This is a genomic window from Serratia marcescens (assembly GCF_001902635.1).
Taxonomy (GTDB): Bacteria; Pseudomonadota; Gammaproteobacteria; order Enterobacterales; family Enterobacteriaceae; genus Serratia; species Serratia marcescens_F.
The window spans coordinates 13,576-26,322 of sequence record NZ_MJAO01000002.1; the positions used below are offsets into that span (position 1 = coordinate 13,576).

Below are 12,747 nucleotides of genomic sequence, written 5' to 3' on the forward strand. Positions count from 1 at the left end.
ATTCCTTTGATAATGAAAGAAATTCAACACCGCTTTTGGTTATGACTCATAGCGATTAATGATTTAATTTATTTCACTGCCTCATTGAATATTGAACGCGATAAAACGCTAATAAGGGATATCGACGTGAAATATTCATTCAATACCAAAAAACTGGCTGGTTTAATCCTCTGGTCTTTCGCCGCCACGCCTGCCCATGCCGCCGAGGTACCGGCGGGCGCCAAACTGGCGGCGGCACAGGAACTGGTGCGCGCCAACGGGTATGAGCCGGCGACGCTGGATCCGAATCTGGCCGAGAGCAACGTGGAGTTCTACATTTTCAACGATCTGTTCGAAGGTTTGCTGCGGGTCGGCAAAGACGGGGAGGTGATCCCGGCGCTGGCGCACAAGTGGGAGCATCAGGGCAACGTCTGGACCTTCCATTTGCGGCCGCAGGCCAAATGGTCGAACGGCGATCCGGTGACCGCCGACGATTTCGTCTACAGCTGGCGGCGTCTCACCGATCCGAACACGGCGTCGCCGTACGGCAGCTATCTGGCCTCGGCCTACGTGTTGAATGCGGCAGCGATCAACGCCGGCAGCAAACCGCCGAGCGAGTTGGGTGTCAAGGCGCTGGACGCGCACACCTTGCAGGTGACGCTGGCGGAGCCCAACTCTTACCTGCTCAAGCAGCTGGTGCATTTCCCGGTCTTGCCGGTTAACCGCAAGGTGGTGGAGCAATACGGCAAGAACTGGACTCAGCCGGCCCATTTTGTCGGCAACGGGGCGTTCCGCCTCAGCCAATGGGTGGTGAACGAAAAGGTGGTGGTGGAACGCAATCCGCAATATTGGGATAACGCCAACACCGTGCTCAACAAGGTGACGTTCTTGCCGATACAAGGCTTCCCGGAAGTGGCGCGTTTCCGCGCCGGTGAGGTTGAATTGGGGTATACCACGCCGCCGGAGCTGTATCAGCAGCTGAAAAAAACGCTCGGGGAGCAACAGCTGGTGACCTATCCGCTGCTCTCCACCAGTTACTTCGCCTTCAATAATCAGCAGGCGCCGTTTAACGACGTGCGGGTGCGCCAGGCGTTGAATCTGGCGCTGGACAAAGAGATTATCGCCGGCAAGGTGTTGGGATACGGCCAGCAGCCGGCCTGGACCTTTACCCCGATCGGCGCGGGCGGCTACAGCCTGCAGGCCGGTGAAACGGCAGGCTGGACGCCGGAACAACGGCACGCTCAGGCTAAAAAGTGGTTGGAAGAGGCCGGTTTCAACGCCGCGAATCCGCTGCGCTTTACCGTGCTGTACAGCAACGACGCCACCATCAAGAAGATCGTCATCGCCGCCGCCGCCATGTGGAAAAAGAACCTTGGGGTAGAGGCCACCTTGCAAAGCCAGGAGCGTAAAGTGACGCTGGATAATATCAACCGCGGGCAGTACAGCGTGGCCTTTACCCGTTGGCTGGCGGATTACAACGATCCTTCTACGTTTTTGAACGTGTTCCGTTCTGACAGCAGCGAGAACAGCCCCAAATACCGTAACCCGGATTATGACCGCATTCTGCATCAGGCCACGGCGGCGCAGACGCCGCAACAGGTGCAGCAATACTTCCAGCGGGCCGAGGATCTGCTGGCCGTCGATACGCCGGTGGCGTCGGTGTACTACGAGGCCAACGCCACCTTGGTCAAACCTTACGTGAAGGGCATCGATTTTACCCGCCAGGGCGCCTTGTACGATAAAAACGTCTACATTCTCGAACACTGAGAAATAAAAAAACGGCTGATTTATATCAGCCGTTTTTATAGATTCGTGTTTAATAACATTATCCTAAATACTCCATAAACGACGGGCAATCTTTTCTTTCCGCTGGTTAAAACAATGCCTATACTGCGCCGGTAGTTTATATGCAGTATCTCGTTTGGCGAGGCTCCTATACAAACACAGGTTACTGATCTGACGACATCGAGAGATGCCCAAGGTTAAGACAGGCTTTATCGGATTAAGGTTCAGCCCAAAGTAACTTCCGAGCAACAATTCGGATACGTTGTATAGTGCTAAAACCTGGACGCGGAGATAGGCAGTCTGCACTCCCTCTGTGGTTACGCCCCTATGCGATTCGCTGTTGAAGTTCAAACAGAAATAGGGACTGACAATGATCAAGTCACATCACCATTATTCTTCTCCGGCGCTGAACGCGACTGAAACTCTCGACGAGACGTCGGTCGCCGGCTATATGAACGCCGATTTTATTACTGTTCCCGCGACGATGACGGTCAATCATGCCCGGGAATATTTACTTTCACAGCTCAAAACGGACGAAATTCCCACCCGGGTGTTTATCACCGCGGATGATTATCATCTGCGCGGCACGCTGTCGGTGAAAAAACTGCTGCAGTGCGAAGAGCAGGATAAAACCGTCGGCGTGATGATGGATCACAGCTATTTCCAGGTTTCACCCGACGACGACCGCAACGACGTCGCGCATCTGCTCGGCAAGGGCGGCCTGGACGTGGTGCCGGTGGTGGCGAACAACACGCTGGTCGGGGTGCTGGGGGAGCGAGAGATCGCCCGGTTGGTCGAAGACGAAAACACCGAAGACGCGCAGCGCCAGGGCGCGAGCCTGCCGCTGGACAAGCCTTATCTGGAGACCAGCCCGTGGGCGCTGTGGCGTAAACGTTCGGTGTGGCTGCTGATGCTGTTCGTCGCCGAAGCCTATACCGGCAACGTGCTGAAAGCGTTTGAAGAGCAGCTCGAAGCGGCGATTGCGTTGGCGTTCTTCATCCCGCTGCTGATCGGCACCGGCGGCAACAGCGGCACCCAGATCACCTCGACGCTGGTGCGCGCCATGGCGCTGGGCGAGGTCAGCCTGCGCAACCTGGGCGCGGTGATCCGCAAGGAAGTGACGACCTCGCTGCTGATCGCCGTCACCATCGGCCTGGCGGCCTGGGTACGCGCCTGGATCATGGGCGTCGGCATGGAGGTGACGTTGGTGGTCAGCCTGTCGCTGGTGGTAATCACCGTATGGAGTGCGATTGTCTCGTCGATCATTCCGATGCTGTTGAAACGGCTCGGCATCGATCCGGCGGTGGTATCGGCGCCGTTTATCGCCACCTTTATCGATGGCACCGGCCTGATTATTTATTTCAAAATTGCCCAGCAGGTATTGGGTATTTAACCGTAATCCGCCCGATAAAACGGGCGGTGAATCACCAACATGAGGAGGGCGTTAAACAGCATGGATACCGACCAACCCCGATATTTAACGCAAGGGGCTTTTATCGATAACATTTAATCTGAGGACAAGAAAATGGGAAACATGACTATTTTTATGGGATTCCTGGCAATGATCAGCTCACTGGGCCTGTTGGCGGCCTATATGAGCACCAAATGGGATGATTGATGAACGCTAAAGATCCGCCTAGATGCATCCTCCCTGTAACCGTTATTTATTATGGGGAGGATTTTTAGCGGCGCGCTGAATGTGCGGCCTGACATTGGAGTTGATAATAATGACTATTCTTATTCTGGGATTGCTCTACGCTATTTTAATGATCTCGGTGGGTGTTAATGAGATTTATTTTTATTCCACCGGAAAATCCGATTTTCTCACTAGCCTTATGCTGACATTTTCTGGCAGTATGCTGCTGATCGCCTTTGTCTGGCAATTATCCTCTAAAGTAAAAAAATAAATCACCGTCCGAATGTGAGCAGCATAATGCAAAATGAAAAACAGGCCGTGGCCAGAAACTCGATGATCGCCAGCGGGTTGCTGGCCACGGGCAAATTCGTCGCCGGTATTTTTACCGGCAGTATTGGCCTGATATCCGAAGGGATCCACTCTTTTACCGACTTCATCGCTACCAGCATCACCTGGCTGGCGGTGCGCATCAGCGATAAGCCCGCCGACGACGATCACCACTTCGGCCACGGCAAGGTGGAGAATTTGGCGGCGCTGTTCGAGGTGCTGCTGTTGCTCGGCGCCGCCGGTTGGATTGTCTATGAGGCGGGCAGCAGCCTGTTGGGGCAGCCGCATGAGATCGTCGCAGCGCCGGTGGTGATCGCCGTGTTGCTGATTTCCATCTGCGTCGATTTTTTCCGCGTGCGGGCGCTCAACCGCGTCGCCAAGGCCACCGACAGCGCGGCGCTGGAGGCGGATGCGCTGCATTTCTTCTCCGACATGCTTTCGTCTGGCGTGGTGCTGCTGGGCATGGTGTTTGTGCTGCTGGGCTTTGGCCGCGCGGACGCCATCGCCGCACTGATCGTCGCCGGCTTTATCTTTGTCGCCGCGATCAAACTGGGCAAACGCTCCTTCGACTCACTGATGGACGCCGCGCCGGCCGGGGCCACCGAAGCGATCCGCGCCACGCTGGACAGCTTTCCGGCAGTGCTGGCCTGCGACAGCGTGCGCATTCGCAACGCCGGTGCGGTGCTGTTTGTCGAGATTACGCTGGCGGTGTGCCGCACCTTGCCGCTGGAACGCATCGACGCGTTGAAGCGGGCGATCGTCGAGCGGCTGCGCGAGCAGTACGCCAAGGCGGAGTTCACCGTGATTGCGGTGCCGCAGACCCGCAGCGATGAAGACATGGCGACGCGCATTCGGGCGATTGCTGCCAACCACGGCGCGCTGGTGCAGAATGTGGCCTTGCAACAACTGCCGACGCGCATGGCGATCAGTATGGACCTGGCGGTGCCGGCCAACGCCAGCGTGGCGCAGGCGCACGACATCGCCACGGAGATAGAAGGGATCCTGCGCCAGGCGATCGGCGAAGACACCGAGATCGAGACACATCTGGAGCCGCAGACGCCGCATTGGCTGGCCAGCGAAGACGTCTGTGCCGGGGAGCTGGCCGATATCCGTTTGATCCTGCAGTCGGCGCTGGAGCAGGGTGAAATGGTGCAAGATGTGCACAACATCCGCGCGCGCAAGACCGACAGCGGTATTATCGTCAACTTCCACTGCCGGGTGTCGCCGGCGGTGAGCATCGCCGCCGCGCACGATGCGGTCGATCTGATCGAACGGCGGCTGCGTGCGCGTTATCCGGCCATTTCGCGCGCGATCGGGCACGTAGAACCGATCAAACCGGGCGTTTGAGCCAGCTCGGCCAATTGCGGATAAACCACCGCGTTGGCCAACAGCAGCGGGTTGCCACGCCGCAACCCGTTGTTGCACATAAAATCATTTGCCACGCCGCCGGCTTCGCGCGTCAACACTAGCCCAGGCAGGCTGTCCCAGGCGTTCATGTGCGGTTCGTAATAGCCCAGCAGCCGGCCGGCGGCCACCTGAGCGGTCATCAACGCGCCGGAGCCGCTGCGCACAAACATGCCGCCCGCCTGTAACAAGCGGCAGATAAAGCCGCTGAATTCCTGCGCCGAGGCACGCGGTGAAATCCCGACGCCCATCACGCCATCTGCGACGCTGCGTCCGGCATGCACGCCGATCGGTGCCCCGTTGAGAAAGGCGCCGCCGCCGCGGCAGGCGCGGAACATTTCGCGGTGATTGGGATCGTACACCACGCCGATCGTCGGTTCGCCGTCGATCACCACACCTATCGCGATACACCAGGTATGCAGCCCGTTCAGGAAACAGGCGGTGCCGTCGATCGGATCAACGACCCAAATGCAGGCGGCGTTATCGCCGCTGCTGCCGCTTTCTTCACCGAGAAAGCCGTCCTGGGGAAAGCGGCGGTTGATCATGCGGCGGATCAGCGCCTCGACGCGGCGGTCGGCCTCGCTGACCACGTCCTGCAACCCCTGTTTAAAATCGATCGCCAGGGTTTGCCGGCGTTGATAAAAGCTGAAGGCGAGATCGGCGGCAGCGCGGGCAATTTCACGGGCGAAGCGGTAACGCGCTTCGATGTCCTGTGGGGAAAGGGAAGTCATGGCAGGCTCGATAGCGAAGAACGAATCGGTTTACCCTGCCATAAAAGGATGAAGGTAATGTGTCGCTCAGCGCGGCGGGTATGAAAACTGCAGCCGCATCATGGCATCGGCGGCGGAAAGCGGTTCGGTCGTGGCCCCGGCCGGGATGACCGACCGCCAAAATGCCAGCCCGTGCGAATTATCCTGGCTGACCGACAGCGACCAGCCGCCGGGATGCTGCGCAAACAAGGCACGGGCGGCCTGTTGCCCCATTCCGGTGCGTCGCCACTCGGGCTTGATGTAGAACTCCGCCATTTCGACGCTGGCGCTGTCCAGGCGCCTGACCAGCGCGAAACCGGCCGTTTGCCGATCGTTCAAGATCAAATAAGGGTAGCGGCCGGCTTCGCGCCAGTAGAGCGGCAGATAGGGGTAAGCCTGATCGGCGCCCAGCTCGCGAAGGCAGTCGGACAGCATGGCCGCCAACAACGGCCGTTGCGCGCGCGAGGCCTGTTCAAGGGAAAAGGACATGTCGCCCTCCGTCAAAAAATGGGCCGCCGGGCGGCGGCCCGTCGGGGTTAGCCCAGATTCAACCGGGCGGTGATGTCGGCAATCTCGCGGCGCCAGCGCGCCTGAAGCTCCGGTTTCTGGTGTTTCGGCTTACGCGCCAGGTCGTCCTCCAGTTTGCTTTCTAGGGCGAACAGGGCGGTCAACAGCGCTTCTTCGCCTTCCAGCCGCGCCTCTGGCGTCGAGCCGTCCGTGTTGGCCTTGTTCACCGTCGGCAGCGCCGGCGTTTCGCCCGCCAAGCGCTGATACACCGGCGCCAGATCGTGCCATTCCTCCAGTTTTTGCTGGTCGATCAGCCAAAAGCGGTTGCAGCTCTGTTCGATCAGCATCCGGTCGTGGGTGACCAACATGACGGCGCCGGCGAACTGGCGCAGCGTTTCCGCCAGCTCTTCTTTGCCCGCCATGTCCAGGTGGTTGGTGGGTTCGTCCAGCAGCAGCAGCGAATGGTTGGCCAGCGTCAGGCCGACAAACAGCAGCCGCGAACGTTCACCGCCGCTTAGCGAACGGATCTGCTGATGGTGGCGCAGGTAAGGGAAACCGGCGCCGATCAGCGCCATTTTACGCTGTTCCTCGGTCAGCGGCGCAAACTGCGCCAGCGCTTCGCTTAACGTATCTTCATCGCGCAACTGTTGCAGGCTTTGATCGTAATAACCGATGCGCACGCGCGGATGGAAGAGCGCCGAGCGTTCCGTTTGTTGCTGATACGCCTGCCACAGGCGGCGCAGCAGCGACGATTTTCCGCAGCCGTTGCGCCCGACGATGGCGATGCGATCGCCGCTTTTAACACGCAAATGTTCCAGGCTGAACAGCACCGGCGCATCCGGCGCAGGACGAACATCCCATTGCGGCAGAGCCAGCAGCCGATCGGCGTCCAGCGCCTCTCCCCGCAGCCGCAGCCGCCACGGGCTGCCGGCGGTCAGGGTGGTTTGCTCCTCTTTCAACCGATCGACGCGCTTCTCCATTTGCTTGGCCTTGCGCGCCAGGTCTTCGTTGTCGTACACCTTGCCCCAGGTTGCCAGCCGTTTGGCGCTTTTTTCCACCCGGTCGATCTCTTTCTGCTCGGCCTGGCGCCGATGCTCGTCCGCGGCGTCCTGCTCAGCCAACGCGCTGCGCGCTGCAGAACAGGGTAAACGGAAGAACTGCAGCGTTTTGTCGCGCAGGATCCAGGTGCAGTTGGTCACCTGATCGAGCAGATAGCGATCGTGTGATACCAGCACGAAGCTACCGCTCCAGCTGCGCAAGAACTGCTCCAGCCACAGCAGCGTGGGCAGATCCAGATGGTTGCTGGGCTCGTCCAGCAGCAGCAGATCGGGCCGGCGGATCAGCGCGCGCGCCAACAGCAAGCGGGTATGCTGGCCGCCGCTGAGGGTGCCGGCGGTCAATGCCCAGTCCGCCGGTTCAAACCCCAGCTCGGCGAGCAGCGCTTCACAGCGCCAGCGTTCGCTGAGGTGTTGTCCCGTCGGCAGGCATGCCGACACGGCTTCCAGCAGGGTGCTGGCGTGCAACTCAGGCGGCAAGTGCTGTTCAATGCGCGCCATCAGGCATTGGTGTGACAATGTCACTGTTCCGGTGTGCGCGGGCAGGGCGCCGCTGAGGATTTGCAGCAGGGTGCTTTTGCCGCAGCCGTTGTCGCCGATCAAACCGATGCGATCGCCTTTTTTCAGGCTGAAGGAAATCTCGCTCAGCAGGGTGCCGAACGCGTTGTCGTAACCGACAGATTGTGCAGACAGTAGTGTGCTCATTGCTTACTCAAGAGTTACAGGCATGACAATGCCTATCGTCAAACATCGCTGACGACAACCCGGTAAGCCGGAGGGAAGATCTCGGATTTTAGTAAGCTTCGCTCAAGCTGGGTTATCGCAGCACGATACCGGTAATGCTTGAGCGGCGGCGATTACCAAAGAAGTGTGAGAAAATAAACAATTCACACGACAGCATAGTAATCCTCCTTTTATTGGTTGCAGGTTAATCGGTGGCAGGAGTATAGAGCGATTTACGCGGTGCCGCCAGCGAGAAAGCGCCTGAATAATCAGCAGGCTAAGCGCCGCGGGGGCGAGTGGCGCACAATGGGAATAATTACTGTATTTCGGCCGACATTAAGCAGCTATTATAATTAGCGTTTATGGTTAAGCGACGGTACATCCGCCGCCTGTTCGTTTGTCTATCAGATAATGATGCTGAGCACTGAATTTATGTTAAAGCCTCGCCCGTTCCTGCTGTTGTTGTTATTGCTGTTGGGTTTGCCGCTGACGCCGCTCGCCGCCGTCGCCGCCACCCAGGATGATCCCGCCGCCGAAAGCGCGCCCGATCCCGTCACGCAGCTGAAAGCTGCGCAGAAGCAGCTGGACAGCATGAAGCAGCTGGTTTCCAAAGCCACTACCGATACCCAGCTCAGCAAGCTGCGGCTGGCGACCGACGACCTGGTCGCCGGCATGGAAAAACTGTCTACCGACCTGCAGCCGGTGCAGGAAAAGCTGCAGGCGCAGCTGGACGTATTGGGGCCGGCCCCGGCTGCCGGCGCGCTGCCGGAAACCCCGGCGGTGGCCCAACAGCGCAATGCGCTGAACAACAGCAAAAAACAGCTGGACGATGCGGTAAAACGTGCGCAGGCCATCAAGAGCAGCGCCTTCGATCTGGGGCAACAGATCAGCGACCTGCGTCGGGTGGCGTTTAAAACCCAGCTGGCGCTGAATACCGGCAGTATTTTGGGCACCAAATTCTGGGCGCCGGTGGTGCAACCGTCCGAGGATGACGTGCAGCGGCTGGATCAGTTTAACGCCGAGATGAAAGCGGCCTGGGATGCCGGCTGGCAGGAGGAGTGGCGTTACGGCACCCTGGCGTTGCTGGTGCTGGCGGTGTTTGTCTGGTCTTGGGGGCGTTATTTCTCCGAGCGTTTCCTGGCCTGGGTCAGCATTCGCTTCCTGCCGGACGGGCGACTGCGCCGCAGCTTTATGGCCATCATTACCGTGGCGGTGACGGTGATCACCACCTCGATCGCGCTGAACCTGCTGTATTACGTCTTTATTCGCGTGCAGCCGCTGCCGGTGATGCTGGAAGATTTCGCCGAAGGCTTCAACCGCCTGGGGATTTTCTGCGCGCTGATCGCCGGCCTGGGGCGTGCGGCGCTGTCGCTGAATCGTCCGTCGTGGCGCCTGGCCTCGCTGGATAACGAAGTGGCCGCCGGGCTGCGTTACTTCTCGCCGCTGTTGGCCGGCCTGGCGCTGGCGTTTGGCACCGTGGAGCTGATCAACAATGTGGTGAGCGCCTCGTTGGCCACCACCATCTTCGGCAACGGCCTGGTGGCGGGGCTGATCGGCATGGTGCTGCTGGCGATGCCGCTGCGCGGCCAACGCATCCGCCGCCGTCTGGAAATACAGGGCGCGCACCTGGAGAAACGCACGTTGGTCGGCGGATTGGTACACATCGTCACCCTGGTGTGCTCGATGGTGATCCTGCTGTCGCTGCTGATCGGCTATATCGCCTTCGCCCGCTTCCTGACCTATCAGCTGATTTGGGTGGTGCTGGTGCTGATGGCGTTCTACTTTATGGTGCTGTTCACCACCGACCTGTGCGCCGCGCTGTTTTCGCCGCAGACCGCCAGCGGCAAGACGCTGAAGAAAACGCTCAGCTTCAAGGATCGCCATCTGGAGCAGCTGTCGATCATCACCACCGCACTGGCCAAATGTTCGCTGCTGCTGTTGATGATCGTCGCACTGTTCAACGGTTCGTTCGGCAGCACCACGCCGGGCTCGTTGATGGACAAAATTGTCTCCATTCTGACCGGCGAAGGGTTGCAGCGTTTCAACATCGTGCCCGGCAACCTGCTCAACGCGGTGATCTGCCTGGCGATCGGCATTTACATTCTACGCGCGGTGCGGCGTTGGCTGGGGGCGGAACTGCTGCCGAAAACCATCTCGGACGTCGGGATTCGCGCCTCGCTGGTGACGCTGTTCAGCAATATCGGCTATGTGCTGGTGATTCTGATCACCCTGGCGGCGCTGGGTATCCAGTGGAACAACCTGGCGTGGATCGTCAGCGCCCTGTCGGTCGGTATCGGTTTCGGTTTGCAGGAAATCGTGAAGAACTTCATTTCCGGCCTGATCCTGCTGACCGAACGCCCGGTGAAGGTGGGGGATATGATCGGCATCGGCGGCGTGGAAGGCGACGTGCGGCGCATCAACGTGCGCGCCACCGAGATCCAGCTCAGCGACCGTTCGACCATGATCGTGCCGAACTCGCAGCTGATCTCGCAGAACGTGCGCAACGCCACCATGGGCAACGCGCAAGGGGTAGTGACCATCGCGCTGACGTTCCCGACCTCCATCGATCCGGAACAGGTGCGCAATATCTTGCTCAGCGCTTACAACGAGTACGAAACCATTCTGGAGACGCCGGCGCCTTACGTGCGCTTTAGCCAACTGGGGCCGGACGGCATTATCCTGAGCGTGACCGGCTACGTGCAGAGCCCGCGTATGGTCGGCGCTACCAAGAGCGAATTGCTGTTCAACATCCTCAAACTGCTGCGTGCGCAGGAAGTGAGCCTGTCCAGCCCGCAGGAAGTGGTGTTCATGAAGCAGCAGGCGACGCGATATCAGGCCAACGAAGAGGAACACTCCTCCTAGTTCAGCCCTGAGGCGGCGGGCCGTTAACCGACGGCCCGCCGAACGCGGTTAGTACATCGACGGCTCTACCGATTGCGAGCAGTCGCTGTTGGCGCTGGATTTGGTGCAGGTATAAGGCTCATTCGGCGACGCCGAAGGCGCATTCGACGGGCCGCCGCCACCGCCGATACAACCGCTCAGCATCAGCATCAAAAACACGAGAATTATCTTCTTCATCTCACCGTCCTCCATTGCGATTCCTCCCTTAAGTATATGTCGGGAAAGCGAACGGCACCGCCTGCCGGTGCGATCTATACTCCGTTGATGGCGTTTCGGCGCACAACGTCGGCGAATAGTGAGGAGAGCAAGATGCAAACCGACGACGACTTGACCCACTTTGCCGCGCAGGGCGCGCCGCCGTTGCCGCCCGCTTCCAGACAGGGCTTTGTCGAACATGACGGTGCGCGTATCTGGTATGCCGCCTATGGCGCGGCTCCGACGGTGATCCTGCTGCACGGCGGCCTGGGCCACAGCGGCAACTGGGGGTATCAGCTGCCGGCGCTGTTGGCTGCCGGGTATGGCGTGCTGGTCATCGACAGCCGCGGGCACGGGCGTAGCACGCGCGACGCCCGGCCTTACCGTTACGATCGGATGGCCGATGACCTGTTGGCGGTGATGGACGCGTTGCCGCTCCCACACGCCGTGCTGGCGGGCTGGAGCGACGGCGCCTGCGTGGCGCTTATCGCCGCCCATCGGGCGCCACAGCGGGTGGACGGCGTCTTTTTCTTCGGTTGCAATATGGACGCCAGCGGCGTTAAACCGCCGGCCGTCAGCCCGATCGTCGAGCGCTGCTTCGCGCGCCACGTGCAGGACTATGCCGCCTTGTCGCCGACGCCGGAGGCATTCGACGCGTTCGTCGCTGCCGTGAGCCTGATGATGAGCAGCCAGCCGAACTACACCGCACAGGAGTTGGCGGCCATTCGTGTGCCGGTGACGGTCGTCCACAGCGAACACGATGAGTTTATCCGCGCCGAGCATGCCGCCTACCTGAGCGGCAGCATTCCCGGTGCCCGTCTGGTGACGCTGCCGGGCGTCAGCCACTTCGCGCCGCTGCAGCGGCCGGCGTTGTTCAATCGTGCGCTGCTGGATTTTCTCGCCGAGGTGATGCCGCAGCCTGCACGTTAACGTTCGTTGTTCTATGCTGGATGCGGGTCATCCCTACATCATCGAAGAGGACATCATGAACGAAAGCATCGTGGTCAGGGCGTTGGAAGCGCGAGATTACGCCGCCTGGCTGGCGTTGTGGCAAGGGTATAACGCATTTTACGGTCGTCAGGGAACAACGGCGCTGCCGGATGAGGTGACGCAGACCACCTGGCGACGTTTTTTCGACGCCTACGAGCCGATGTACGCGCTGGTCGCCGAGCATCGGGGAGAGGTGGTCGGATTGACGCATTATCTCTTGCATCGCAGCACCATTCAGCTGCAGCCCAACTGTTATCTGCAGGATCTGTTTACTGCCGAAGCGGTGCGCGGCAAGGGGGTGGCGAGGGCGCTGATCGCGGCGGTCTACGACCGCGCCCAGCAGCTGGGGCTGCCGCGCGTTTACTGGAATACCCATGAAACCAACCAGACCGCTATGCGGTTGTACGACCGGGTGGCGGAGCGCCCCGGCTTTGTGATGTACCGCAAGGCGCTTTGACGGTTGGCGGAAAGAAAACGGGCGCCGAACGGCGCCCGA

The 12,747-nt window shown here is 59.8% G+C and carries 12 protein-coding genes and 1 riboswitch; of the genes, 8 read left to right on the forward strand and 4 right to left on the reverse strand.

The annotated features are described in order from the left end of the window. The first annotated feature begins 126 nt into the window (after positions 1-126). The 5 genes from BHU62_RS02015 to BHU62_RS02030 all read left to right on the forward strand — a co-directional run bounded on the left by BHU62_RS02015 (position 127) and on the right by BHU62_RS02030 (position 5,074). Positions 127-1,746 carry an ABC transporter substrate-binding protein gene (locus BHU62_RS02015; protein ID WP_073528911.1) on the forward strand — a complete coding sequence of 540 codons (1,620 nt, stop codon included), beginning with the start codon at positions 127-129 and terminating at the stop codon, positions 1,744-1,746. 142 nt (positions 1,747-1,888) lie between these two features. Continuing rightward, a riboswitch (M-box (ykoK) riboswitch) is annotated at positions 1,889-2,062 on the forward strand. 72 nt (positions 2,063-2,134) lie between these two features. Continuing rightward, a complete protein-coding gene (locus BHU62_RS02020) occupies positions 2,135-3,157 on the forward strand; it encodes a magnesium transporter (RefSeq protein WP_073528912.1) in 1,023 nt (340 codons plus the stop codon). Between the two features lie 141 nt (positions 3,158-3,298). After that, positions 3,299-3,382, forward strand: coding sequence for a protein MgtS (mgtS, locus tag BHU62_RS24785; protein WP_369803928.1), 84 nt, complete (start codon positions 3,299-3,301; stop codon positions 3,380-3,382). Positions 3,383-3,491: 109 nt separating this feature from the next. Next, entirely contained in the window at positions 3,492-3,671 is a 180-nt protein-coding gene (locus BHU62_RS25560) for a hypothetical protein (RefSeq protein ID WP_073529096.1), read from the forward strand. A gap of 26 nt (positions 3,672-3,697) precedes the next feature. Further along, positions 3,698-5,074, forward strand: coding sequence for a cation diffusion facilitator family transporter (locus BHU62_RS02030; protein ID WP_073528913.1), 1,377 nt, complete (start codon positions 3,698-3,700; stop codon positions 5,072-5,074). On the opposite strand, the gene BHU62_RS02035 is transcribed toward BHU62_RS02030, so the two are convergent. The 3 genes from BHU62_RS02035 to BHU62_RS02045 form a co-directional block, all read right to left on the reverse strand. Next, the gene (locus tag BHU62_RS02035) at positions 5,017-5,862 is read right to left on the reverse strand and encodes an inositol monophosphatase family protein (RefSeq protein ID WP_073528914.1); all 846 of its coding nucleotides are present in this window, start codon (positions 5,860-5,862) and stop codon (positions 5,017-5,019) included. The genes BHU62_RS02030 and BHU62_RS02035 overlap by 58 nt on opposite strands. A gap of 66 nt (positions 5,863-5,928) precedes the next feature. Further along, on the reverse strand, positions 5,929-6,369 hold the full coding sequence (locus BHU62_RS02040) for a GNAT family N-acetyltransferase (protein ID WP_073528915.1): 441 nt from the start codon (positions 6,367-6,369) through the stop codon (positions 5,929-5,931). A 47-nt stretch (positions 6,370-6,416) separates the two neighbouring features. Beyond that, positions 6,417-8,147, reverse strand: coding sequence for an ABC-F family ATP-binding cassette domain-containing protein (locus tag BHU62_RS02045; protein ID WP_073528916.1), 1,731 nt, complete (start codon positions 8,145-8,147; stop codon positions 6,417-6,419). A gap of 450 nt (positions 8,148-8,597) precedes the next feature. Here BHU62_RS02045 and BHU62_RS02050 point away from each other — a divergent pair, with 450 nt between their 5' ends. Then, a complete protein-coding gene (locus tag BHU62_RS02050; protein WP_073529097.1) occupies positions 8,598-11,027 on the forward strand; it encodes a DUF3772 domain-containing protein in 2,430 nt (809 codons plus the stop codon). A 48-nt stretch (positions 11,028-11,075) separates the two neighbouring features. Here the strand turns inward: BHU62_RS02050 and BHU62_RS02055 are convergent, their stop codons facing one another. Continuing rightward, positions 11,076-11,243 (reverse strand): hypothetical protein, encoded by a 168-nt coding sequence (locus BHU62_RS02055; RefSeq protein WP_164550866.1) that lies wholly within the window; start codon positions 11,241-11,243, stop codon positions 11,076-11,078. Positions 11,244-11,375: 132 nt separating this feature from the next. Between BHU62_RS02055 and BHU62_RS02060 the strand changes: the two genes are divergently transcribed. Both BHU62_RS02060 and BHU62_RS02065 read left to right on the forward strand, forming a co-directional pair. Next, a complete protein-coding gene (locus BHU62_RS02060) occupies positions 11,376-12,191 on the forward strand; it encodes an alpha/beta fold hydrolase (RefSeq protein WP_073528917.1) in 816 nt (271 codons plus the stop codon). A 13-nt stretch (positions 12,192-12,204) separates the two neighbouring features. After that, positions 12,205-12,708, forward strand: a complete 504-nt coding sequence (locus tag BHU62_RS02065; protein ID WP_236720580.1) for a GNAT family N-acetyltransferase — start codon at positions 12,205-12,207, stop codon at positions 12,706-12,708. The last annotated feature ends 39 nt before the right edge of the window (positions 12,709-12,747 follow it).